General features: G+C 37.0%; 22 protein-coding genes and 1 pseudogene. 10 read left to right on the forward strand and 13 right to left on the reverse strand.

The window, feature by feature from the left end; genetic code table 11:
* Positions 1-27: 27 nt before the first annotated feature.
* The 5 genes from QNH24_RS09495 to QNH24_RS09515 all read right to left on the reverse strand — a co-directional run bounded on the left by QNH24_RS09495 (position 28) and on the right by QNH24_RS09515 (position 3,746).
* On the reverse strand, positions 28-648 hold the full coding sequence (locus QNH24_RS09495; protein ID WP_283871783.1) for a C40 family peptidase: 621 nt from the start codon (positions 646-648) through the stop codon (positions 28-30).
* A gap of 152 nt (positions 649-800) precedes the next feature.
* Positions 801-1,547: an amino acid ABC transporter ATP-binding protein gene (locus tag QNH24_RS09500; protein ID WP_283871784.1), complete on the reverse strand. Its 747-nt coding sequence runs from the start codon at positions 1,545-1,547 to the stop codon at positions 801-803.
* Between the two features lie 10 nt (positions 1,548-1,557).
* Positions 1,558-2,214 (reverse strand): amino acid ABC transporter permease, encoded by a 657-nt coding sequence (locus QNH24_RS09505; protein ID WP_054770430.1) that lies wholly within the window; start codon positions 2,212-2,214, stop codon positions 1,558-1,560.
* Between the two features lie 65 nt (positions 2,215-2,279).
* Entirely contained in the window at positions 2,280-3,101 is an 822-nt protein-coding gene (locus QNH24_RS09510; protein WP_283871785.1) for an amino acid ABC transporter substrate-binding protein, read from the reverse strand.
* A 252-nt stretch (positions 3,102-3,353) separates the two neighbouring features.
* Positions 3,354-3,746 (reverse strand): ribonuclease HI family protein, encoded by a 393-nt coding sequence (locus QNH24_RS09515; RefSeq protein WP_283871786.1) that lies wholly within the window; start codon positions 3,744-3,746, stop codon positions 3,354-3,356.
* 233 nt (positions 3,747-3,979) lie between these two features.
* Between QNH24_RS09515 and QNH24_RS09520 the strand changes: the two genes are divergently transcribed.
* On the forward strand, positions 3,980-4,177 hold the full coding sequence (locus tag QNH24_RS09520; protein WP_283871787.1) for a zinc-finger domain-containing protein: 198 nt from the start codon (positions 3,980-3,982) through the stop codon (positions 4,175-4,177).
* Positions 4,178-4,587: 410 nt separating this feature from the next.
* On the opposite strand, the gene QNH24_RS09525 is transcribed toward QNH24_RS09520, so the two are convergent.
* Together QNH24_RS09525 and pepF are read right to left on the reverse strand one after the other, a co-directional pair.
* Positions 4,588-5,571 carry an SEC-C domain-containing protein gene (locus tag QNH24_RS09525; protein ID WP_054770432.1) on the reverse strand — a complete coding sequence of 328 codons (984 nt, stop codon included), beginning with the start codon at positions 5,569-5,571 and terminating at the stop codon, positions 4,588-4,590.
* Positions 5,572-5,798: 227 nt separating this feature from the next.
* The gene (gene pepF / locus QNH24_RS09530; protein WP_283871788.1) at positions 5,799-7,613 is read right to left on the reverse strand and encodes an oligoendopeptidase F; all 1,815 of its coding nucleotides are present in this window, start codon (positions 7,611-7,613) and stop codon (positions 5,799-5,801) included.
* Positions 7,614-7,840: 227 nt separating this feature from the next.
* Between pepF and QNH24_RS09535 the strand changes: the two genes are divergently transcribed.
* Positions 7,841-8,281 carry a Dps family protein gene (locus QNH24_RS09535; RefSeq protein ID WP_283871789.1) on the forward strand — a complete coding sequence of 147 codons (441 nt, stop codon included), beginning with the start codon at positions 7,841-7,843 and terminating at the stop codon, positions 8,279-8,281.
* 219 nt (positions 8,282-8,500) lie between these two features.
* Positions 8,501-9,010 (forward strand): general stress protein, encoded by a 510-nt coding sequence (locus QNH24_RS09540; protein WP_054770434.1) that lies wholly within the window; start codon positions 8,501-8,503, stop codon positions 9,008-9,010.
* Between the two features lie 835 nt (positions 9,011-9,845).
* On the opposite strand, the pseudogene QNH24_RS09545 reads toward QNH24_RS09540, so the two are convergent.
* The 3 genes and pseudogenes from QNH24_RS09545 to QNH24_RS09555 all read right to left on the reverse strand — a co-directional run.
* Positions 9,846-11,129, reverse strand: a pseudogene (locus QNH24_RS09545) (IS4 family transposase); the annotation flags it as partial.
* A 437-nt stretch (positions 11,130-11,566) separates the two neighbouring features.
* A complete protein-coding gene (locus QNH24_RS09550) occupies positions 11,567-12,946 on the reverse strand; it encodes an IS1182 family transposase (RefSeq protein WP_283869780.1) in 1,380 nt (459 codons plus the stop codon).
* A 398-nt stretch (positions 12,947-13,344) separates the two neighbouring features.
* Complete coding sequence (locus tag QNH24_RS09555) at positions 13,345-14,247, reverse strand: DMT family transporter (protein ID WP_054772205.1); 903 nt, start codon at positions 14,245-14,247, stop codon at positions 13,345-13,347.
* Between the two features lie 117 nt (positions 14,248-14,364).
* Here QNH24_RS09555 and QNH24_RS09560 point away from each other — a divergent pair, with 117 nt between their 5' ends.
* The 4 genes from QNH24_RS09560 (at position 14,365) to QNH24_RS09575 (ending at position 17,362) form a co-directional block, all read left to right on the forward strand.
* Positions 14,365-15,258, forward strand: coding sequence for a LysR family transcriptional regulator (locus QNH24_RS09560; RefSeq protein ID WP_488259943.1), 894 nt, complete (start codon positions 14,365-14,367; stop codon positions 15,256-15,258).
* A gap of 95 nt (positions 15,259-15,353) precedes the next feature.
* Positions 15,354-16,028: a phosphopantothenoylcysteine decarboxylase domain-containing protein gene (locus QNH24_RS09565; protein ID WP_283871792.1), complete on the forward strand. Its 675-nt coding sequence runs from the start codon at positions 15,354-15,356 to the stop codon at positions 16,026-16,028.
* Between the two features lie 105 nt (positions 16,029-16,133).
* Positions 16,134-16,727 (forward strand): TetR/AcrR family transcriptional regulator, encoded by a 594-nt coding sequence (locus tag QNH24_RS09570; RefSeq protein ID WP_283871793.1) that lies wholly within the window; start codon positions 16,134-16,136, stop codon positions 16,725-16,727.
* Between the two features lie 479 nt (positions 16,728-17,206).
* Positions 17,207-17,362, forward strand: a complete 156-nt coding sequence (locus tag QNH24_RS09575; protein WP_283871794.1) for a YezD family protein — start codon at positions 17,207-17,209, stop codon at positions 17,360-17,362.
* 225 nt (positions 17,363-17,587) lie between these two features.
* Here QNH24_RS09575 and QNH24_RS09580 read toward each other — a convergent pair whose 3' ends face one another.
* Entirely contained in the window at positions 17,588-18,076 is a 489-nt protein-coding gene (locus tag QNH24_RS09580; RefSeq protein ID WP_283871795.1) for a flavin reductase family protein, read from the reverse strand.
* A gap of 224 nt (positions 18,077-18,300) precedes the next feature.
* Here QNH24_RS09580 and QNH24_RS09585 point away from each other — a divergent pair, with 224 nt between their 5' ends.
* Positions 18,301-19,086 carry a VOC family protein gene (locus QNH24_RS09585; protein ID WP_283871796.1) on the forward strand — a complete coding sequence of 262 codons (786 nt, stop codon included), beginning with the start codon at positions 18,301-18,303 and terminating at the stop codon, positions 19,084-19,086.
* Positions 19,087-19,134: 48 nt separating this feature from the next.
* Here the strand turns inward: QNH24_RS09585 and QNH24_RS09590 are convergent, their stop codons facing one another.
* Complete coding sequence (locus QNH24_RS09590; protein WP_004269397.1) at positions 19,135-19,335, reverse strand: cold-shock protein; 201 nt, start codon at positions 19,333-19,335, stop codon at positions 19,135-19,137.
* Positions 19,336-19,541: 206 nt separating this feature from the next.
* On the opposite strand from QNH24_RS09590, the gene QNH24_RS09595 reads away from it, so the two are divergent.
* Complete coding sequence (locus QNH24_RS09595; protein ID WP_283871797.1) at positions 19,542-21,221, forward strand: formate--tetrahydrofolate ligase; 1,680 nt, start codon at positions 19,542-19,544, stop codon at positions 21,219-21,221.
* Positions 21,222-21,273: 52 nt separating this feature from the next.
* Here the strand turns inward: QNH24_RS09595 and QNH24_RS09600 are convergent, their stop codons facing one another.
* A complete protein-coding gene (locus tag QNH24_RS09600) occupies positions 21,274-21,507 on the reverse strand; it encodes a hypothetical protein (protein ID WP_283871798.1) in 234 nt (77 codons plus the stop codon).
* A 311-nt stretch (positions 21,508-21,818) separates the two neighbouring features.
* Here QNH24_RS09600 and QNH24_RS09605 point away from each other — a divergent pair, with 311 nt between their 5' ends.
* Positions 21,819-23,855, forward strand: coding sequence for a hydantoinase/oxoprolinase family protein (locus QNH24_RS09605; RefSeq protein ID WP_283871799.1), 2,037 nt, complete (start codon positions 21,819-21,821; stop codon positions 23,853-23,855).
* Positions 23,856-23,858: the final 3 nt, after the last annotated feature.

Below are 23,858 nucleotides of genomic sequence, written 5' to 3' on the forward strand. Positions count from 1 at the left end.
TAATGGTTATATTAGTTCAGCTAGTTTCTATAAACGGCCATATCCTACAAAGTACTTCTTCCAATAAGAACTATTAATATTAGCAATCGTCACACCACTATTGCTTGCATTGATCATTTGATTATTACCAACATAAATACCTACATGTGAAATGCCTGCTTTATATGTATTTGCGAAAAATACTAAATCACCTACTTTAGGTGTACTTACTTTTTCGGCCGTATTGTAAAAGCCAGCAGCCGTTTTACGTGGCGTTGAAATACCCGCATTATTATAAACATAGGTGATGTATCCTGAGCAATCGAAACCTGTGCTTGGTTTCGTTCCTCCAAATGTATATTTAACACCAAGTTGTTGTTTGGCAATTTGTACTAGATTGGCAGGTGATTTAGGTACAGTAGAGTGCGTCGTATTAAGGTTTAACTTTTGGCCAATATAAATCGTGGAAGAAGATAAATGATTCCAGCTCATTAATGTTTGTAAAGAAACTCCCTGTTGACTAGCAATTTTCCATAAAGAATCACCAGATTTTACTGTGTACGTTGCAGCAGATGCTGTCTCAAGCGATGAAAAAAGTACAGATGAACTTAATGCTAGTGCCGCTAATTTTATTCCCCATCCCCATCTATACTTTTTATTCTTTTTCATATTATGTATCCTCCTATAACTTGAAAGCGTGTTTCTTAATATATAAATGATATTAACATTAGAACATTACAAATGTATGTCAATAAAATAACATTAAGGATACAATTAAACATAATAAAACGGAGAATAGCATAAAGCTACTCTCCGTCTTTCTATTTTAAATTCTTCTTTAAAAAAGCCTTTGTTCGTTCATGCTGAGGATTGTTGAAAAACTCTTCAGGATGATTAGCTTCTATAATTTGGCCACCATCCATAAATAACACCTTGTTCGCTACTTCACGTGCAAAGCCCATCTCATGCGTGACCACAATCATTGTCATATGCTCCTCAGCTAAATCCTTCATAACTGTTAATACTTCACCTGTAAGTTCTGGATCAAGAGCAGAGGTTGGTTCATCGAATAATAAAATTTGTGGGTTCATCATAAGGGCACGAGCAATGGCTACACGTTGTTTTTGACCACCAGAAAGATTGGCCGGAAAAGCCTTCGCTTTATCAGCAAGTCCAATTTTTTTTAATAAATCTTGACAGCGACGAGCAATGTCATCTGCAGATTCATTTTTTACTAAGCTTGGTGCCATTTCAAGGTTTTGTTGAACCGTTAAATGTGGGAATAGGTTAAAGTGCTGAAAAACCATTCCCATTTTTGCTGTAATTGCTTTAATTTCCTGCTGCTTTGGATATTGACCATCTTGCACCAAGTAATCACCGTCTACACAAATACTACCGCCATTTATTTCTTCTAAATGAATCAAGCTTCGGAGCATAGTGCTTTTACCTGATCCAGAAGGGCCGATTACAGCAATTACATCATTTTTATCTATAGAAAAAGTTATTCGCTTGAGCACCTCAAGCTCGTCAAAGGATTTTTTTAAGTTGGTTACTTCAATCAGCGCCATACTGTCACCTCTATTCAAATTTAAAGCGTTTTTCTAACCATTTAAACAGCACAGTTAAAACGAGTGTCATTGCTAAATAAATAGCACCAGCAATAAAGAACGGCACAATTGTAAAGTCACGATTAACAGCTGTTTGTGCAAAGTGCAGTAGCTCTGGTACAGCGACTGCATATAAGAGAGCTGTATCTTTTATTAATGTAACCGATTCATTTGATAAGGCTGGTAAAGCTACTCGAAACATTTGAGGCAATATAACGCGTGTCGTAGTTTGCCATTTTGATAAACCTAGTACTTGAGCTGCTTCATATTGTCCTTTATCAATGGCCAGTAATCCACCTCGGAAAATCTCAGCAAAATAAGCAGCATAATTTAGAATAAAGCCAAGACATGCTGCGACAAATCGATCAAGTACTAAGTACTCGCCGATGACTGGCAGCATAGGTAAACCGAAGCAAATCAATAAAAGCTGTAGTAATAGTGGTGTACCACGCATGACATAAATATACGTATGTGCAAGCCAAGAGAGGGGTTTAAAACGGCTCTTTGCTGCTAATGTTAATATGAAACCAAGTGGAATCGATACAAGAATGGCGATGAAAAACAGTAATACTGTCATTTTAGCCCCTTCAAGCATCGGCAAAACCATTGTTTGCCAGTAATCCGCCATTTCTTCTTCCCTCCAAATAGATTAAGAGCTTCGCAAGGAAACTCTTAACGATTTATAGCATTCAATTATTTTAAAACCTTATCTTCCCCAAACCATTTTGTAGAGATTTCAGCGGAAGTGCCATCCTCATTCATTTTATCTAATGCAGCTTGAAGTTTTTCTAATAATGCTTCATTGCCAGGCTTGACACCAACCCCATACTGCTCAGGTGCTAATGACTCATCTAACAATTTGAATGTGTCAGGCTCTTTCGTCATATAATATTCAGCTACAACTGAATCGATAATAACTGCATCTACTCGACCTGTTTTTAAATCTGTTAATGCTAAAACATTATCTCCGAATTCAGTAACTGTTTTAATTTCTTTGTGAATTGGATTTGCATTTAGTGCATTTGCTGCAGAAGACTGTGATTGAAGACCAATTTCTTTTCCAGCTAAATCCTTTAATTCTTTTATAGAAGATTCTTTAAGTGTCATTACAGCCTGTGCGTTTTCTAAGTAGGGTTTGGTAAATAATACCTGTTTTTTGCGAGTATCGTTTATCGTATAGCCATTCCAAATTAAATCGATACGACCACTAATTAATTCTACTTCTTTTGTTTTCCAATCAATTGGTTGGAACTCTGCTTCTACGCCCATATGTTCTGCTGCTGCACGAGCTAAGTCGATATCGAAGCCAACGATTTCATTTTTATCGTCTCGGAAGCCCATTGGTGCAAATTTATCGTCAATACCAATAATTAATTTTTCTTTATCAGTGGATTTGTTGTCAGCAGTTGTTTTATCTGTTCCTGTTCCGCTTGTTTTCTCCTCTGATGAACTACATGCTGCTAATGCAAACATCACGGCTGTCAGCATGAAAAGTAATACGAATATTCGCTTCATTTTTGCATTCTCCTAACATTCTAAATAGATTTCTATCATTCACTTTCGTTAACTAAATCACTAATGTGATAAAGAATATCATCGTACTTTAAAATTGTCAATATCCGTATTGAATTATTAGAAAATGCCTACATTTAGAGCAACATTTGATGACTAAGAAAGCTAATAAAAATAAAAAATGAGGGGATATTAAATGGGAAGATAGAAAAAAGGAACTGCACGCTAAGGCAAAAACAGTTCCTAGTCCTTGGATTAGTTTTTTTCTTTTTGAATGGCCTTACGGGCTAAAGCATCGGCCGCTTTATTTTGAGTATCAGGGACCCATTTGATAAAAAATAAATCGAAGGTATCTGCAAGTGCTAATGCCTTCTCGAGAAATGGTTTAAATTCCTCATTTTTCACATATTCTTTTTCCATAGAGGCTACAACAATTTTTGAATCAGAACGAATTGAGACAAGGCTTGAACCAAGTTTTTGAGCCTCCTCTAAGCCACGAACTAAAGCTGTAAACTCAGCAATATGGTTATTGGCAGAACCTATAAACTCGCTAATTTGAATATGATGGCCCTCACCTTTAATAAATATACCTATGCCACTGGGACCAGGATTTCCTGCACTAGCAGCATCTATATATACCTCTAACATAAAATCCCTACTTCTTTGTTTTATTTTAATTGTACAACAAAGGTATTATTCGTTCATGCCATTTTTTTATCGTATAGACGGGCAGTAAGTCTCCATTGAAGAAGGAAGTAAAGCAGCCTGATTGTAGTTACACTTTATTCAGGTATTAATAAACAAAATAGTTGCTTGTTCAAAATGTTCACTTCATAATAGGAAGAAGCAAATTTTGGACAGGGGAGGAGCGAGAGTTCAACATGGATAAAGTGACAGTTATGAAAGATATTGATGAACTGCATGATACGTATTGCGCGGATTGCTTAGTGATTAAGCAGCTGCGTAAAGATCGCGGAAAGCCAGGGGCTCATCGTTTCTGCATCGAGGCATGCACAGTGGGGGAGCGACTACAGTTTCTAGGAGACGAGCTTTTAAAAGTATATAGTAAAAAGCTGTAAGTAATCGAAATTTTACTTTTTAATAAAACTTAATCATATTTACTAAAACTAATGCATAAATAACAATATGATCGGAAATACTACTATTGGTTGGTTACCATAGAAAAAGTTACCTTGTTGTTGGCTCTGCTGATAACAAAGTAGCTTTTTTCTATTTTATCTTCATTCAGCAAATGTTTTTTCTGTAGCGAAAGTGAAGCGGCAGCAACAATTGTTTTTTCTATAGCGACAGCTACAATTACACCTAGGAAAAATTGAATACATAAATGCGCCGTACGCTTGAGGAGTATTCTCCAGCGTACGGCGCATTTTTAAGTAAATTTTGCAAATAAAATCTAAAAGTTGAATTTTTGAAACGATTTTAGTGGCCTTCCACTATGCCTTTAGAATAGTGCAAGCGAAGTTACTCTCTATTTAGTAGCCGCATAATTACTTAAATCTTGATAATACTTTGTAAGAGAGGAAGCAGAAATATCGAACGTCGCGGCGATTTCTTTTACTGTCAAGGATAGGGACTCGAATAACGCCTTTTCTTGTCCATAGCGAATCGCACCCGCAGCAATCGCAGCTTCTTTACGTGCAGATGGTTGTCCTTCAATTAAATAATCCTCTAAAAGCTCTAACATCGGAGATGTCTCGCGATCATTTTGCTCAAGGAAATCCTTTACTTGGGTTAAGACATTGCTCTCAAAGTTTGTGAATTCCTCTCCTTTATAGCCATTAGACACAAGTAATTCCCAGAAGGATAGATGCTTTTCTTTTAGGAATGTGCCAACCTTTTTCTCTGAGCCCTCAAAGGATTCCTTAAATTTCTCAAATACTTTTGCATGATCTTGAGGGAAGAAAATCAGTGTTGAAACAGCTAAATAATGCTCTGATTTTTTTGTTCCATCTGGTAAGAGGAAGGCAAAAACATGCATGCCTTCAGGAATTGGCTTGTCGTTTTCTCGACGAATATAAATTTCTTCATTTGTGAGCACATGGATAGCCTTGAAATATTTCTCTTCTACAGTGGAGACAGATCCAATAAATAAATGAGGCTGTGACCAGTTTTCTAAAACCTTTAAAGTAGAAGGTCTGACCGTTTTTTTCTTTGTTTTCTTTAAATAGCCTTTCCAAATAGATGGCTCTTGATGGAAGAAGAAGTCATCTAACGCAACTGCCTCAATCAGTTCTCTTTGTAACACGCTCTCTAATTTAGGCTGCCATGTTCCTACATGCTCTATATAGGCACGAACATCTTTACGCTCTGGATATTCCATGTAAAATGTTTGCAGCACACGCTCTAATTCTTCAATTGCTACAGTTTCAACTGTTACCTGCTGTTTACCTTCGCAACATTTTTTGTATTTTTTGCCGCTACCACATGGGCATGGATCATTACGTTTTACCATAATTGGATACACTTCCTTTGAAAATTGTTAGTCGGTTTTTGCTAAATAAATTGCATACATTTAATAATAACGGTACTTTTGTATGAAGAAAAATGATTGTCTATTTAGAAATATCAAAAAACATAGAGGGACGCCCTAGTTCTAGTATATGTACGAATTTTTCTGAATAGAACCAAAAAAGAAAACCATCTACGCTTATAGTATAGATGGTCCTTAAATAGTTATGTTTAGCCTTTTATTGCTTCCATTTCCACTGTTAATCGTTCCAGCTCATCAATAAGATGGCCAATATAAGCAATGGTTTCACGCAGTGGTTGATCTGTTGTAACATCAACGCCTGCCATTTGAGCAAGTTCTACGGGTGACTTTGTACCGCCAGCCTGAAGAACAGCCAACCATTCTTCAACAGCCTTATCGCCTTCTTTTAATATACGCTGAGATACTTGAGTAGAAATCGTTAAACCAGCACTATATGTGTATGGATATAAGCCCATATAATAATGAGGCTGACGCATCCAAGTAAGCTCTGCACCCTCGATAATATCGACCGTATCACCCCAGAAATCTTCCAGAACAGTGCGTTTTAATTGATTTAAAATTGTAGCATTAACAGCTTCACCAGCATCAATTAATTCATATACCTTTCGTTGATAGGCTGCTTCCAGTAAATGTGTGACAAAGTTATGATAATAGGTTTTAGACACGATATTAGAAATAACCCATCGTTTAAAGCGAAGATCCTCATTATGCGTTAATAAATAATTAGCTAGTAGCATTTCATTCATTGTTGATGGTGCTTCGATAAAGTATAGGGATGGACGACTATTAAAATAAGATTGATGGGCATGCGTATTGGCAAAGTGACCAGCGTGTCCAAGCTCATGAATAAGTGTGAAGACCTCATTCATACGCTCATTCCACGACATTAAAATATATGGATGACTTCCATATGGACTTGAACAGAAGGCACCAGTGGATTTTCCTTTGTTTGGCGCAAAATCAATCCAACGTTCATTAAACGCTTTTTCAATCATATTTGTATAATCCTGACCGAGTACCGCTAACGCATTTTCAACATAATTTTTCGCTTCAGCCATCGTTAGCCTTGGATCATAATCTGGATCAAGGGCAATTTTTAAATCAGCAAATGTCATATTATCGATACCATTTGCTTTTTGAATTAGCTTAGCATAGCGACGCATATGTGGGGCAAGCTCTTTTGTAATAAGGTCTATTTGACGATTGTAGAGTGAGCGATCGACATCCTGATCAAATAATAGGTAATCAATAACTGAGTCAAAGCCTCGTAAATCAGCCATTGTTTTTTCCTGTTGAATGTGTGTGTTATAAATTTTGGCAGTAGTATGCTGATATTCTCGAAGTTTATTCGAGAATGCTTTAAATGCTGAACGGCGCACATTTGTATTTGCCTCGAATTCCCAGCCGTTTTCATATAAAACGAAGCTTAAAGGATGTTTTTCACCATTTGCCTCAAATTCTCCAAAATGCATATCCACTAATTTTGCTGTATTGTATGTTTCGTAAGGTGCCTCAAAAGTAGCGTTTAATGCAGCTAATACTTTTTCCACCTCTGGTTGTAGCTGATGGGGCTTTCTTTTTAACAAATCCTCTAAATAGATCTTGTAAACAGGGCTAAGAAGACTTGCTTCCTTTAAAATTTCCTCGTCTAATGATAGTAATTCACTACGGACAAAAGATAGTGAGCTAGTTATTTTTCCGACTGCTGTACTAAACTTTGCAGCACGCATTTGGGCTACATCATCTGTATGATCTGCTTGTATTGTTAAGCTAGCGTAAGTACCAATTGGAACAATGCTTTTTTCTAATGCCTCAAAAGCTGTGAGAACCTCAATGACCTTTTGAGCATCTGTAATTGTACCTTGATAGTTGCGCTCAAAATACAATGCATCCTCAACAAGCTGCGCTAAAACAGGTTCAAAATCTGCATCATTTTCAAGTAAAACCTTCAAATCCCACGTTTGCTCTACTGGCACATCTTTTCGTAATGGTAAAACCTCCATCAAAAACACCCCTTTAAAAGTAAGTGATTTAATTATAACGAAACTATTTCGGAAAGTGAAATAATTTTATAGAATAGTTTAAATATTCATAATGTAGAAAGAATAAAACCCTTATCTGAAAATAGCTGTGTTTGAAAATGTGTCAATTGGGAAAAATGTGTGTATAGCCAATCATGAATGTAACGCATACTAATGGCTAGAACAATTGACACGATGGAGGAGAAATTATGACACAGAATTTAAACAAACAATTGAATAAGCTTGTAGCAACATGGTCTGTACTTTATACGAAATTGCATAATTATCATTGGTATGTGACAGGGAACGCCTTCTTTACACTGCATGCAAAATTTGAAGAATTATATAATGAAACAACCTTAAATCTCGATGACACTGCGGAGCGCATTCTTTCCAAAGAGGGTAAACCTGTTGCGACGTTAAAAGAGCATCTTGAGCTATCATATGTAGAAGAGGCAACAGGAAATGAAACATCCGAAGAAATGGTGGCAACAACGATTTCGGATTTCCAAAAATTGATGAAAGCATTAAACTCAACAATGGAGCTAGCTGCGGAGGAAGGGGACGACCGTACAGAGGATATGCTAAATGCCATGTACCAATCTCTAGAAAAGCATACGTGGATGTTAAAAGCCTTCCTTGGTAAATAAAAATAGAGACAAGCAATTGGATTTTAAAAATAGGCAATTGGAGCAGTATTAGCTTCAATTAGCCTATTTTTTATTTTGATACGAAAATGACAAAAATTAAACAGATATCAAATCTGTATAACAATTATGACAGTTTGATAAAGGATTTATGAAAAAGGTTTTTACAGTGGAGAGTAGGGTAATATCCTAGTAAGCCATACAAAATAGGAGGAATTGAACATGATGAATGAACAAAACCCAAGAATTGAAGTGGCACATACAAAGGAAGAAATGTTTCATATTTTAGAAAGTATGCGATTAGAAGGCTATCGCACAGAGGACATTCTTATTATTGCAAAGGATGCCAATCAATTCGAGGATGTTAAATGGGATGCTGATGTGAAAACTCATGAGGCAGGTAATTGGCTGGATCAATTTAAATCGTGGTTCACAGGTGATACAGCAGTAACAGAAGGCTTAAAGCGTTTCGATCTGACCGAAGGACAAACAGCATATTATGCGCAGCTAGTGGAGCAAGGAGCCATTGTTTTATTTGCAGAGCATGAAGATTTAGTTGATCCCAAGACAACTACAGACTATTCAGAAGAAAATCGTTACCGACATGATCCGCTAGATCCACGTTTAACAGCACCTGAATCATTAGCTGGTGAAACAGCTTCACAACGAGAAGAACGATTAAAGGCTGAAGAGCGAATGAATGAGGCAGAGCAATTAAGAAGATATTTATAGAATTAAAAGACAGAGTGTAGAACGCTCTGTCTTTTCATAGTGTTGAAAAACTAAATGGTCAAGGGACTCTTTATGAATATTTAGCCAAAATGAAGGTGATTTCCGTTCCAGGCTACTCGCTTTGTTGCTGACGCTTCGCTTTCGCACAGAGCAAAGCTTCCTGTGGGCGAGCGACGAGCCGCTTCCTGCGCTGGAGGAACGAAGGCTAAGTGCGTCACGTCCTGTGACAACGCCTTCGTGACCAACCTCGTGTTGGCCTCAGTTTCTCGTCTGTCTCGCTATCCCACGGGAGTCGAGTAGCCTTGCACTCCAATCAACAATAGTGTAGAACTTTAAATATTCTCTTCCCTCAAAAGTAAAATAAAAACATGTTACTCACCATCATTAAATGGATAGAATAGTGGTACAATTCTATAGCTGTCAACCTACATTCTATGCATAAAACTACTTTTTCACTTTACATAAAAAGCCACTTATTACTGTCGCTCTGCATTCACATAGAAAAATGTTATCAAAGCTCCATTTTTGCACAATATAGTGATGGCTAAGACTTCAAATTTATCACTATTAATTTGTGTGAAATGCCAGAAGAAAATACTATGAGCAGTGGTTGATTGGAGTGTAGACTGAGTGACCATATGCGTCAAGTTAAGCATGGTTGCTTGTCTACTATCCCATCTATCGGTTATTTTTGGTGCCGCTATTTCTTGAAATAGGTTTTATTTTTTGATAAACAGGGAAAATAAAAAGTATCCTGAACGAAAGAGCATCACGAAATACACATTTCCCCTTTCGGAAAAATGCGTATTTGTTGAAATCTCATCTTTCCAACCGCTTAGGGTTTGTGGGTGGTGCGCTTTCGTCCAATCACAAACAGGATGCGTTCTATTTCTTGTAGGGTACTTTGCCAGCTCGGTTGATCACGAGCGCGCCAAAGTATCCCTATTTTTGGTTGGATTGCTCGCATGGTTAGTCGTTCACTCAGAATAATTTGTTTCTCCTGCCAAAAGTAAAAACGAAATTGATAGGAAAATAAAGTACTAATTAAGAGAATAATTAGTTCTGCATAGAGGTGGCATTCCCATCTTGCCTGTTTCATTTTTCGAAAGTAGGACGCCTTGAAATCACTTTTCCATGTTTTGAATAATAATTCAATTTGCCAACGATACCGATACAGTTGTACAACTTCTTTAGCCGTAATTTCTTGAGGTAGATTCGTAATTAAGGTAGAAATGCCTGATAATGCTTTGGATTTTTGCTTAATTTGACCAGGCTTAGTTTGCGCACGTCGTTTAATTCGATATTCTTGTCGTTGTTGTTCTTTTTTAGTGAAGCGATAGAGAATCAAGCGCGTTGGTAATTTTTCCTCTTTCCCCAAATATACACGTGGAAATTCGCGCATTTCCCCACGTTTCAATGTTGGCCACTCATTTTCTAAATCTAGCCGTTCATAAGCATACATCTTTCGAATACGTCCATCGGGATGTCGAGGAGGATGGGGATTATCTACAAAATAAGTAGTATCCACACGTGCACGCGAAATATAAAATGCTTCTTTTTCATCGATTTTTTGAAACAGTTTATATTGAAAGTAACCAAGATCTTGTAACAGTAAATCGCCTTTCTCAACGGTCTCTAAACGCTTCATACCAGAGGGGCAATCGCCTGCCTTACCAGCTTGTAGTTCGATATATGTGAAACTTCCTGTGAGGTAATCAAACTCCATTTGAAATTTTATGCCTGCTCCAACTGTACTAGGATAGGTAGAGATACAAGTAGCTGGTAATTTAATCGACGTGCCATCAAGAATGCGTATCCGTGTCAAAGGATAGTGGGTCTTAATTGGCATCTTGGCCAATGACAGCGTCGATTGTTGAGCAAACAAGCATTGAAAAATGGTTCGAAGAAAGTACACAGTCTTTTCATTGAATCGTTGATTTAGCCCTTCTTTCGTCATGTAGACCTGTTGCTTAGTCAAATGCGTGCAAAGGGTCGTGAGAGAAGGTTGTGATAAGCCTTTTGTTTGTTCAAAGAGAAGCTTCATGAAGGCAGAAAGAGTTAATTTTCTTGTTCTTTGTATAAAGTTAGTTGTTTTAGCAATCTGATGAAGTTCTTTTGGGCGACAATACCGAGAACAGCTGCTTTAAAGAATAGGGTGCATGTGTCGGTTTCATCCTACATTCCTCCTCATATTAGTGGTTGTGCTTTTCTTTACCACCAAACGAAGGCATGTAATCTGATTATCCTTAACTTGACGCATATGGACTGAGTGACTCCTCGGGGATTCAGCGTCACAGATGAGACCCTGGAGCGAGCAGTGAAGCGGCTCATCGGACGCCCCCAGGAAAGCACTCAGTCGGAACGGAGATCAACCCCTCGTTTTGAAAAAGGACTATCTTTTAATTTGTCACCTTGATTTCATTGACATAATAGTATTTCAACGACATGAAAAGACAGAGTGTAGAACGCTCTGTCTTTTCATAGTGTTGAAATAAGATTATGTCAATGAAAATGCCACAAATTTTTTATGGCATTTTTATGATTCTATTTGTTTTTTTAAACAGATTCTTCTATAATTTCATGTGTTAGGTGTAGACCAATTTGCTTGAGTGAGCGGAGTTTGGTCCACTTTTTCAAGTTTTGTATGATGGCTGTCATCAAAACTTGTCTTTTTACTTTTTGGACTCCACGGTAACGCGCATAGCGTAAACCGTGGAGTTCTTTACTATGTGCGAAGCTAAGTTCGACAGTGGCTGGACGTACAGAACGAAGGATTTTCCCCCGATACGACAAGCGTTGCCCTCGTAATTGATTATAAATTTCTTGGTGAATCGAAATTCGTAACACACGGTCTTCGTTTTCCCTTTTTACAAAAGGGCAGAATTGACAACTTCCTTTTGGTGGTTTGAATTCGTGATAGCCCTGTCGATTCGTTGTTTTATAATAAAATGGTACACCACATGGACAGGCATAGAGATCCTCATTCACCTGTTTAAACTGATAACGGCGACAATTCGGGTGGTCCTTCGTTGCGAATCGTCGATAAGACATATAAACGAAGAATTTCCTTTCAAACAATCTTCGGGCAAGAGGGGCATTGTAGTAACCTGAGTCGAGCGCTATTTCCTTCGCGTATTGCCCAAATAATTGCTTTAATTGATCCACTTGTCCTACTAATTTACGATGCCCTGGTACATTCGCAGCTGTGACATCTGTCGCAATGATAAAGTTATGTAACGAATCCACAATACGGTGCTCAAAATACGCAAAGCGCCCACGTTCATCATGTTTAACAGACAAACGTGCTTCCGGATCCACAGGGCTACTATTTGTTCGCTTTTCTTCTACCTTTGGCTCTTTTGTCATAAGAAGTTTCTTCCCATGACGCGCACGGTGTTCATTAATAAGCGTTAAATCATCCTCTTTTTCTTCTATGATTTTCTCTTCAATCTGTACGTTACGCACCCGTTTATTGGCATTCGCTTTTAATTCCGTTTCATCTGCCACCCATGTTTCGTTCGCAATAAATCCTTCATCGTGAATGGAAAGAAGACAATGTTGAAAAAGTTCCTCCCAAAACGCCACACCCTGCAGACGTTGCGAAAGAAACTTAGAGATGGTTGAGTGATCTGGAATTTTTTCTGTAGGAGAAATGCCTAAAAACCAGCGATACGTTGCGTGTTGCTTCACTTGCTTACACGTAAAACGAACTGAACGAAAGCCTTCTAAATACTGAATCAATAAGATTTTCACCAACATGATCGGATCTTTTGTTGGGCGACCAATACTGTATGGATAAAAAACTTCCAATTGTTTCGATACAAAATTCCAGTCCATCACTTGATCCATCTTCACTAACTGATGCGAGGGGTCGTACATCATCTCGTAGAACTTTCGATTCTCTTCAATCTCTCTTCTGGAGTATGTAACGTACATAAAAAATCCCCTCACTTCACTTATTTCATTAATGAGAGGATTTTATTGGAATGTTCACATTTTGTCTATAGACGATTTTGTTTTTCAACAGAATGAAAAGACAGAGTGTAGAACGCTCTGTCTTTTTAAATAGAAATCTCTTATCCAGGTGGGATTTTGTTGAATACATAAGGAAATCTTTGTTTTGAGGGTGGGATTGCTGAATTGATCTGAATATATGCATGATTGAAGGGTATTTACGCTTGATAGAAGGCAACTAGTGCTTAATTGAATGACCATCATTACTAGCTTTTCTGTGGGCGAGTAACGGACCACCTTCAGTGCAGAAAAATAGGTTCATTTTTACTGCAAAGCAATACTTTGACATGAAAAAGACAGCGTGTAGAGCACACTGTCTTTTATTCGTGTATCGCTTTTTCATGTTGATGCTTTCTAAGAAAACGTAGCACATGAAGATGCTCTAACTGTGCAAAAAGGTTTCCAATTAGAATAAAGCTACCACCGATTATTAATTTTAACGTCAAACCTTCCCCGATAAACATCATTGCGAACATCGCTGCAAAAATCGGTTCTAAGGAAAATATTAGACCTGTATGTGTAGCAGATGTATACTGTTGTGCAACAGTTTGCCCTACAAAGCAAAATGCACTACAGATGACGCCAAGTCCTATAATAGCAATCCATGAGCTTGACGTATTTGGAAGCGTAGGTGTTTCAAATAAGAAGGTTAAAACAAGTGCATATAATCCAGCAAAACCAAGTTGGTAAATTCCATAAGAAATGGATTCAACATTTCTTGTAAAAGAGCTATTTAACAGTAGATAAATTGAATAGCATAGTGCAGCGATAGCCACTAGAATATCACCTTTTTGAAAAGTAAAGGAGCCATGTGCGGTTAAAACAGTAATACCAATCATTGTACATACAATAGCAAAACTTACAGCTCTAGAAGGTAATTTCTTCTCGATAAAACTACTAAAGATAGGCACTAAGACAACCGTTAAACTTAAAATAAAGCCAGCATTTGAGGCAGAAGTTGATTCAAGACCGAATAAGCTAAGAGCGAACACAATGAATAATAGTAACCCTTGAATAGCTGCATATTTAAATGTTTTTACATCGACCTTTATCATACGTTTATAAAAGATGATGCCTGCTACGACAAAAGCAATGATACAACGTAATGCCACTACATTATAAACAGCCAATGTCTCTAGACCCATCACCATAAAGGTATAGGACAATCCCCAAAACATTGTCACAATTACCATTAATAAATTTGCTTTTCCTTGGATACTCATTATGTTCACCTGCAATCTGTGTACTAAAACAGTTTTTATACTAAAAATTACTATATATCTTGTATTGTGATTAGTAAAACGAATGTTTATAATGATTAGGATTAAAATAATTCATGTATAAAGAGGTTTGCGATGAGTTTAGTTAAATATGAGATTTTAACAAAGGTTGCAGAGGTGGCAAGCTTTACAAAAGCTGCAGATGCATTAGGATTAACGCAATCCGCAGTAAGTCACGCCGTCTCTAGTTTAGAAAAAGAATTCGGTTTTGCACTCATTCATAGAAGTCGTGCTGGTGTTACATTAACAAGTGAAGGAGATACTATGCTAAGGGCTATGAGACATGTTCTCGATGCACAAGAGTTGCTACAGCAGGAAGCGGCACATATACTTGGCGTTACTCGTGGTAAAGTACGAATAGGTGTTATTTCAAGTATCTCCTCCAATTGGATGCCAGAAATTATTCGAATTATGGACAATCAATTTCCGGGGATACAAGTTGAATTGCGTGAGGGAGACTATTATGAAATTGAACAATGGCTGCTAAGTGGAGAGGTGGAGGTAGGATTTTTAAATGGGCAAAAATCAGAGCAATTTCTATTTACAGAACTTCAGCAGGATCCACTGTTATGTATTGTCTCTGATAAAAGCCCATTATTCAATAAGTCAGTAATTGATATTATTGAACTAGAGGATATGCCCTTTATCATGACTTCTTACAAAGGAACAAATGATGTGAAAGTCATTTTGGAGCAATATCATGTGAAGCCAAATATTCGCTTTGAGCTATCAGAGGAAGTAGGAATTATTTCGATGATTTCCCACCATCTCGGTATTAGTATTTTACCAAAGCTAGTGATAAATACATTACCGCCTACTTTAAAGGCAATTCCTTTAAAGCAAGGCGGATATCGTACGATTGGTATCGCGATGAAGCACCACGCATCTCCTGTTACAAAGAAATTTGCAGAAATTTTAAGTACTTGGCTTCAAGAGCAAAATAATTATGCATAATTGTTGAGTAGGAGAACAAGAAAAACAGCATTGAAGCATCTCCTAGCATTACGTTAAAATAGTATTTGTAGATTTTTAAGAAAATGGGTGAGTGTATGGGGACATTACAAGGGAAAACCGTACTCATTACAAGTGGGGGAACACTTGAAAAATGGGATCATGTACGGGGGCATACAAATTTATCTAGAGGAACAATGGGCTGTTATTTAGCAGAGGCAGCACTAGCTGCTGGCGCACGGGTTCTATATATGCATGGTTATTTTGCACAGCTCCCAGCAAATAAAGATAAAATGCGTACAATCAGATTTGAGGGCATTGAGGATTTAGGCGAGAAGATTCGTCATGCAGTACAAGAAGAACAGATAGATATTGTAATTATGGCTGCAGCTGGTTCCGACTGGGTCATTGACAAGGTGTATGATCAATCAGGTAATTTAATGAAGGAAGCAGGTAAAATGCCATCTGATGAGCCACCTATTATTCACTTTAAAAAAGCGCCAAAGATACTAGGTCAAATAAAAGGTTGGCAGCCCAATGTGACTTTAGTGGGCTTTAAGCTTGAAGCAACAGATGATGAGGAGTTTTTATTATCACGGGCCCGACTACGAATGCAAACAGCCAATGCTCAATTTATGGTAGCAAATAGCTCTCAATCATTATATGGTGGACAAGAACCGCATTGGATTGTTCCAGCAGAAGGTCAACCAATCAAGGTGATAGGTAAGGCGGAAGCGGCCAAGGCATTAATGGAATGCTTACAACAAGACTAATCGTTAAGCTGTGTAGATATTCAAAACTCTACATAGCTTTTTCTTGTTTTACAAAGTGATATAATTTATTATTCACTTAACGGTCGGTAAAAACGGAGGGATATCATGGGGAATCGAGAACAAACCTTTAATAAAATTCTAGAAGTTGCATATGTTATGTTTGCGGAAAAGGGATTTGAAAAATCAAGCTTAGCAATGATTGCAGCAGAAGTCGGAATATCAAAACCAGCAATTTACTATTATTTTCAATCCAAAGATCAATTAATAACTTATTTATTTGAGGAAATCTGTAAAGAAATTAAACTTGAAATTACCTTTGACTTCAATGATATTTCAAAAAGTAATCTAAAGGCAAAGCTCTTGGAAATTGGATATAGTTCAATTGAAGAACAAAAGAAGGATCCATATTTTAATAAAATATTTAATCAATATATGCTGTTAGCTTCTCGTGATGAAAGCTATATGAAAAGATTATATGATTTACAGACTACCTTTTTAGCGAGTTTTTATGAATTATTGAAATATGCTGTACAAATTAAAGCTATCCATGATGTAAATATTGAAGCAAAAGCACATGTACTCGCAATGGTTTACGATAATATTGGAAATTTCATGCTTACTGGTAGCACATTAAATTACAAAGACGTTTGGAAGGAAGCAATTGAAAATGTCATTGGGGAGATTAATGATGACGAATGAGCCGAATTAAAGGCTTAGATTTCGCAAGAGCATTCCCGAAATATATTTTGATTATGCCCTTAATTATTGTGTGCTCCATCTTCAAACTAAACGATATATAAATTAGCGTCAAATACACTGTTGGATAGAGAAATAATGCAGATAGATGACCAATAGAATATATATTGTGGTAAAAAGAAATAACAGAAAATCCATGAATAGAAGCCCACTTTTTACAAAAGATACACCCTTTTTCTTAATAACAAAGTATTCTTCTAGGTTTTGTAATATTTATATTGACATTAGGTTTTCAGAATTATAGAATTATTTCCAAGAAACGTAATACTTTTAACTAGAGAGATAGAGGGACTTGGCCCCATGAAGCCTTGATTGCCAATATTGTAGGTGCCAAATCCAATAGAAGGAAATAAGGGGGCTTTCAATCAATTTGATGCGTTGGCTTCTTTTGTACAAAAGAATGAAAAGAAGGGGTGTATCGTATGGCTCAGCAAGCAAAGGTAGATGACAAAAAAATAGAAGCAATTGCCAAAGCAATTCAAAATTTAGAATTTGGTGAAGTGCAAATTACGATTCAGGACGGTGTCATCGTTCAAATTAACAGACTTGAAAAGCAAAGATTTCCACAGAAAAAATAACGTATTATGGGGAGATTATAAATCGGAATGCTTTTCATCAAAACGCCCTGATTAACTCGAACTTGTGTAGATGGTTAATCGATCCCTACATCTGGCGTCAATAAGTGTTGAGCTTATGTAGGAGTTGCCTTAATGAATTGTTGAGGAAAAGGTGGACTTAAAAGTGATACAAAAAAACAGGATGATGTTGAATCATCCTGTTTTTTTGCATTATTTCAAAATCATCTATTCATAAAAGCTTTTTGGAATTTGACCGATATGTCTTCGATGATAGAGTAGAGGCTCTATTTGAGTAGCATCAATTTCAAGGACTTGCCCAATAAATACGGTATGATCACCTGCGTCAATTTGCTGAAATGTTTTACATTGTAATATGGCCGCTGTATCATGTAAAATCGGTAGATCGTGAATGGAAGTTGACCACTTCACCTGTGCGAAACGATCTGGAATTTTACTTGAAAATAGTGTACATAAATGTTCCTGATTACTTGCAAGAATATTGACCGCAAATTTTTGGGTAGCTGTAAAATATGGATGGAGCTGCGATTTTTTATCAAGTGACCATAAAATTAGGAGTGGATCTATAGAAACAGATGCAAAGGAATTTACAGTTAGACCAATTGGTTCATTTTTATCATTACAAGCAGTGACAACTGTAACACCTGTAGGATAATTCCCTAATGCTAGTTTAAAATCGGCTATTTTGTCTGACATTTTAATCACCTCTTGATATTTTATCTCTTTTAAGAATTAACGCCTCATTATTAAGTGAATATACCATTAATTATTAGAAATGAAAAACCTTTTCGATGCGCATTAAAAAATAGTAATCATAAAATAGAATGAATTCGTAACTATTTGAATTTTTTTAATATTAATTTAAACCAACAAAACTAACAGGTAAAGTATATAATGAAAGAGAAAAAGGGGGTTTAGATATGACTTTGTATTTTGATCATTTGGTTCATCAAGTTCAATCACCAGAGAATTCAAGGGTTTTTTTAAACAAACGTAATATCCATACAGTAAACGGGGGCCAACACACAATGTGGGGGACATATAATACGTTAAGCTATTTTGGATTAAACTATATTGAGCAAATTGCTATCTATGATCGTGATTTATTTGAACAGGCAGCAAAATTGCCATATTCCTTACATTATACGTTTAAGAATGACAAAGAGCGCTATGGTTTTTCAAGAATTGCATTACGAACTAACAATATTGAAGAACAAGGGGCAAGGTTACATGCAATGGGGCTAGAAGTTTACGGACCTGATGCCTGTAGCAGAACGCGTCCAGACGGCTCTGTTGTAGAATGGAAGCTATTACACTTTGGGAAACCAGGGCTGCCGATTGATTTTCCATTTTTGATAGAGTGGGCTGAAGAGGATGAAAAGCGATATTTGCAGCTAAAGGAAAGTGGAGCGATTGATACGAATCATACTATAACGATGGAGTCTGTTCAATTTTTTGTGAAGGATGTACAGACTACGGTTGCATTATGGCAGGAAGTGTTAGAATTACCCGAGCCTCAGCAACATGCGCAATTTACATCCTTACAATTGCCCAATATTCGTTTGGATTTTTATGAGAAAGCCGCTGCAAGTACAATGACACTAGGTCATTTAAAAGAGGGTCCATTTGGGGTAACACTTAAAGATCCAAATAGAACAAAGGAAACGCTTATTTTTCCAGCTGCATTTTATTGGGTAAATCGTTGACTTGGAATATAAAAAGGAGCTGTTCAATGGAAGAACAGCTCCTTATGCTTATAATTTCACAACATTTGATGCCTGTGGTCCTCGATTGCCTTCTACTACATCAAATGAAACTTTTTGACCTTCTTCAAGTGTACGGAAGCCTTCCTCTTGGATCCCCGTAAAATGTACAAATACATCTTCTCCATCATCACATTCAATAAAGCCATAACCCTTTTCATTATTGAACCACTTTACGATTCCCTGTTGCATAAGCATTCGCCTCCAATGCGCTTGAATGTAAAACTCATCAATTAAGTCTGACACGAGAAAATGTGAAAAAATGCATTTTCATTAAGAACATACATGAATTGAACAAAGTTGTCAATTGATTGTCGAATTGCTAGCATAACTAATTATGTTTTCTTTCACAATAAAGTCTATAATGAAATTGAACAACATAGAAAGTAGGATGCCAAATGACAACGAAAAATCAACCATTAACAGATTTAGAAATCGCGAGTCAAGCGGTTATGAAGCCTATTACGGATATTGCAAAAACAGCAGGTATTCCAGAGGATGCCCTTGAGCAGTATGGACGCTACAAGGCAAAAATTGATCCATTAAAAATTACAGCACACGGTGAGGATGCAAAGGTAGTTTTAGTAACAGCGATTAGTCCTACCCCAGCAGGTGAAGGAAAGTCAACTGTAACCGTTGGACTAGCGGATGCCCTCCATCAGTTAAATAAAAATGTAGTCGTGGCTTTACGTGAGCCATCCCTAGGTCCAGTAATGGGGGTAAAGGGTGGCGCAACTGGTGGTGGATATGCACAGGTTGTACCGATGGAAGATATTAATTTACATTTTACTGGTGACCTTCATGCGATTACAACTGCCAACAATGCATTATCAGCCTTTATAGATAATCATATCCATCAAGGCAATGTGTTAAACATTGATCCACGTCGTATCATTTGGAAGCGTGTGATGGATTTAAATGATCGAACACTGCGAAAAGTAGTCGTTGGTCTAGGTGGTCCTGTTCAAGGGATGCCGCGTGAGGATGGCTTTGACATTACAGTTGCTTCAGAAATTATGGCTGTCTTTTGTTTAGCGACAAGCATAGAAGATTTACGTGAGCGTTTAGCAAGTATTGTGATTGGCTACACATTTGAGCGTGAGCCTGTATTTGTACGTGATTTGCAAGTAGAGGGTGCCTTAACACTATTATTAAAAGATGCCTTTAAACCAAACTTAGTACAAACGCTTGAGGGCACACCTGCAATTATACATGGTGGACCATTTGCTAATATTGCACACGGCTGTAACTCGATTGTGGCGACACAAACTGCTCGTAAGTTAGCGGATATAGTGATTACAGAAGCTGGATTCGGCTCTGATTTAGGTGCTGAGAAATTCATGAACATTAAAGCTCGTAAAGCTGGTTTTAAACCAAGTGCTGTTGTTATTGTAGCAACGATTCGAGCTTTAAAAATGCATGGCGGTGTTGCGAAAACAGCGCTTGTAGGGGAAAATGTTGCTGCCCTACTACAAGGAATCGAAAATTTAGCGAAACATGTTGAGACAATTCGTACATTTGGCGTTGAACCGATTATTGCATTAAATCGATTTATAACAGACACAGAAGCGGAGTTAGAGGCAGTACTAAATTGGTGTGAAATGAATCATGTGCGCATTGCTCGTACAAATGTCTGGGAAGAGGGCGGAAAAGGCGGTCTTGCCCTAGCTGAACAAGTACTAGCTGTTTTAGATGAAGAAAACAACTTCTCCCCTTTATACGATGTAACAGAATCCATCGAAGAAAAAGTTCGTACCATTGTACAAAAGGTATATGGTGGGAAAGATGTACAATTTACCGACCAAGCGAAAAAACAAATCGCCCAGATTGAAAAATTTGGCTGGGATGTGCTCCCGATTTGTATGGCAAAAACGCAATATTCTTTATCCGATCAACCGAATTTACTAGGCCGTCCAGAAGGCTTCACGGTAACAATTCGTGAGGTTATTCCAAAGCTAGGTGCAGGCTTTTTAGTTTGCTTAACGGGTGACATTATGACAATGCCAGGCTTACCAAAAGCACCAGCTGCATTGCGTATGGATGTGGATAATGAGGGCCATGCAATAGGGTTGTTCTAAATAATATAAAATGTTAAAGCTGCTCCTTTTAAAGGGCAGCTTTTACTATTTCTCAAAAGTTCAAAGGTAAATAGGTACCATATCGAATAAGTAAGAAACTAGTTAGCCATAAAAAAATGGCTATTCGAATGAGCATATACATTGTAAATTCAAAGACAGAAAGCTTTCTTTCTCGCTTTAATTTTTTAAAAAGTCTTACAGAAAACAGGGAACATAGAAGAAGTACGGCCATAGATAATTCATAAACGTTCTCTAACAAGCTTATATTTTCTAAAAGGCTTTTCATATATAATCATCCTCTCCTAAAAAGGATATGAGCAGTTTAAACTTATTATGAAGTTAAGGACTTTGGTGTATGACCAGGGTCTTTTTTCTTTTATTACCGATTAAGGCAATTTTATGTAATGTAATATTTGGTGCTTTTTATAAATAACTACCCAACATTGGTAAGAAAAAGTGGAATTTTACTATAAATTTAATTGTCAGATGAATTTTTATTTAAAAAATACATTGAATTTTCTTTCTCTTTTACATATAATTTATTTAATTCTTAATTGGAACATCGTTCCGATAATAGGAACACGGAGGGATGAAGACTTGAAAATCGCAACAGATATTGGTGGTACTTTTACCGACCTAGTTTATACAGATGAGAAGGGAAATCTTCATTTTGACAAGGGACATACAACTCCAGGTCATTTTGAGGATGGTATTTTAAATGTATTAGGGCGACATGTGACGGAAGATTCACTGATTGAGTCATTTATTCATGGTTCAACAGTCATTATTAATACATTAACGGAAAGAAAAGGGGGCGTAGTTGGGTTAATTACAACGAAAGGCTTCCGTGATGTATTGGAGATTGCTCGTGGTAATCGTCCAGACTTATATAATTTTAAGTATAAAAAACCTGAACCTTTTGTAGAGCGGTACTTGCGACAAGAAATTGATGAGCGTATCGATTTTAAAGGAAATGTTATGAAAGCGCTTAATACCAAGGAAGTTAGTGATATTGTTCGCAAATTTAAGGAATTGGGTGTAGAGGCTATTGCCATTTCATTGATTCATGGCTATAAAAACCCAATTCATGAATTACAGTTAAAGGAAGAAATTGAAAAGCTTTGGCCAGAGGTGTATATCACACTTTCAAGCGAAACGATTAAAGAATATCGGGAATACGAAAGAACAAATACAACTGTTTTAAATTCATATGTAAAGCCAATTGCGCATGCTTATTTAAAAAACTTAAAAGAAAAATTAAGCACAATGGGTATAACAGATCATTTGAAAATTATGCAATCAAATGGAGGCACGACAAGCTTTGATAAAGCGATGGAATTGCCAATTAATCTCGTTGAATCTGGTCCAGTAGCGGGTATGTTTGGTGCTGCCAAGCTAGGAGAGCTTTTAAATGAGTCAAATATTATTGCCTTTGATGTTGGCGGGACAACAGCGAAATGTTCACTCATTACAGAAGGAAAGGTAAATGTTACAACAGATTACTATATTGAAAGAAATGAAAAATTTGCTGGTTATCCGATTAAAACACCTGTTGTTGATATTGTTGAAATTGGTAATGGTGGTGGTTCTATCGCACGTGTCGATCAATTTGGTTCCTTAAAGGTTGGTCCAGATTCTGCGGGTGCAAATCCAGGACCAGTTGCGTATGGCTTAGGTAATACGCAGCCAACGATTACAGATGCAAATGTCTATTTAGGCAGATTATCATTAGAAAACTTCGATAATCCACTGTCTATAGAAAAAGTAGAGGAGGCACTAACTGAAGCAATCGCAAAACCGTTTAATGTGACAGCAGAAGAAGCAGCGCAAGGGATTTTAGATATTGCCAACTCTAATATGCTAAATGCGCTCAAGCTAATTTCTATTCGTAAAGGCTATGATCCTGAAGATTTTACAATGGTTGCCTTTGGTGGCGGAGGTCCACTACATGCGATTAATTTAGCGCAGGAATTGGGCATGAAGAAAGTCATTATACCATATGGCTCATCGGTCTTTTCAGCACTAGGGATGATGATGACAGAATACCGACAAGATTATATTCAAACATGTTTAATGAATTTTGATCATCATCATCTAGCTGCTATTCAAAAAAATATTGATGAAGCTATTGAAAATGCTTATGCGGAAGCACCTTTATCAAAGGAACACTATTATTTCGAGATAAATTACGATTTACGCTATAAGGGTCAGGAGCATGCGGTTAAATTGAATGCATCAAGTATTGCGCTTCATGAAGTAGAGCTAGCACAATTAGCAGAAGCATTCCATGTCAAACATAAACAGGAGTTTTCTTTTGATTTACCAGAGACGCCAATAGAGCTAGTGAATTTACATCTCACAATTTATGGGAAAGATGAAGCGGTCCAGTTTAAGGAGTTAGATTTCTCACATATCGACACTTCTACTTGTATAAAAGCAACAAGAAAGTTATACGTCAAGGAAGCAGGCTGGGTAGAGGTAAATGTCTACAATCAACAAAAATTAGTACCTGGTTATGTGATTGCTGGTCCTGCTATTGTAGAAAGTCCTACATCTACAGTTGTGATAAATGAAAAACAATCTATTGAAATAGATAAATACGGCAATCTAGTTGTAGAGATGGAGGAGAAATAAAAC

It is taken from the genome of Lysinibacillus pakistanensis (genome assembly GCF_030123245.1).
Lineage (GTDB): Bacteria > Bacillota > Bacilli > Bacillales_A > Planococcaceae > Lysinibacillus > Lysinibacillus pakistanensis.

Excerpts from the sequence above, each read along its gene's own strand:
- QNH24_RS09525 (WP_054770432.1), bottom strand. The coding sequence starts at position 5,571 with ATGGTAAAACGTAATGATCCATGCCCATGTGGTAGCGGCAAAAAATAC.
- QNH24_RS09595 (WP_283871797.1), top strand. The coding sequence starts at position 19,542 with ATGACAACGAAAAATCAACCATTAACAGATTTAGAAATCGCGAGTCAA.
- QNH24_RS09600 (WP_283871798.1), bottom strand. The coding sequence starts at position 21,507 with ATGAAAAGCCTTTTAGAAAATATAAGCTTGTTAGAGAACGTTTATGAA.
- QNH24_RS09515 (WP_283871786.1), bottom strand. The coding sequence starts at position 3,746 with ATGTTAGAGGTATATATAGATGCTGCTAGTGCAGGAAATCCTGGTCCC.
- QNH24_RS09535 (WP_283871789.1), top strand. The coding sequence starts at position 7,841 with ATGACACAGAATTTAAACAAACAATTGAATAAGCTTGTAGCAACATGG.
- QNH24_RS09575 (WP_283871794.1), top strand. The coding sequence starts at position 17,207 with ATGGCTCAGCAAGCAAAGGTAGATGACAAAAAAATAGAAGCAATTGCC.
- QNH24_RS09550 (WP_283869780.1), bottom strand. The coding sequence starts at position 12,946 with ATGTACGTTACATACTCCAGAAGAGAGATTGAAGAGAATCGAAAGTTC.
- QNH24_RS09585 (WP_283871796.1), top strand. The coding sequence starts at position 18,301 with ATGACTTTGTATTTTGATCATTTGGTTCATCAAGTTCAATCACCAGAG.
- QNH24_RS09505 (WP_054770430.1), bottom strand. The coding sequence starts at position 2,214 with ATGGCGGATTACTGGCAAACAATGGTTTTGCCGATGCTTGAAGGGGCT.
- QNH24_RS09565 (WP_283871792.1), top strand. The coding sequence starts at position 15,354 with ATGGGGACATTACAAGGGAAAACCGTACTCATTACAAGTGGGGGAACA.
- QNH24_RS09520 (WP_283871787.1), top strand. The coding sequence starts at position 3,980 with ATGGATAAAGTGACAGTTATGAAAGATATTGATGAACTGCATGATACG.
- QNH24_RS09495 (WP_283871783.1), bottom strand. The coding sequence starts at position 648 with ATGAAAAAGAATAAAAAGTATAGATGGGGATGGGGAATAAAATTAGCG.
- pepF (WP_283871788.1), bottom strand. The coding sequence starts at position 7,613 with ATGGAGGTTTTACCATTACGAAAAGATGTGCCAGTAGAGCAAACGTGG.
- QNH24_RS09580 (WP_283871795.1), bottom strand. The coding sequence starts at position 18,076 with ATGTCAGACAAAATAGCCGATTTTAAACTAGCATTAGGGAATTATCCT.
- QNH24_RS09510 (WP_283871785.1), bottom strand. The coding sequence starts at position 3,101 with ATGAAGCGAATATTCGTATTACTTTTCATGCTGACAGCCGTGATGTTT.
- QNH24_RS09570 (WP_283871793.1), top strand. The coding sequence starts at position 16,134 with ATGGGGAATCGAGAACAAACCTTTAATAAAATTCTAGAAGTTGCATAT.
- QNH24_RS09540 (WP_054770434.1), top strand. The coding sequence starts at position 8,501 with ATGATGAATGAACAAAACCCAAGAATTGAAGTGGCACATACAAAGGAA.
- QNH24_RS09555 (WP_054772205.1), bottom strand. The coding sequence starts at position 14,247 with ATGAGTATCCAAGGAAAAGCAAATTTATTAATGGTAATTGTGACAATG.
- QNH24_RS09500 (WP_283871784.1), bottom strand. The coding sequence starts at position 1,547 with ATGGCGCTGATTGAAGTAACCAACTTAAAAAAATCCTTTGACGAGCTT.
- QNH24_RS09590 (WP_004269397.1), bottom strand. The coding sequence starts at position 19,335 with ATGCAACAGGGAATCGTAAAGTGGTTCAATAATGAAAAGGGTTATGGC.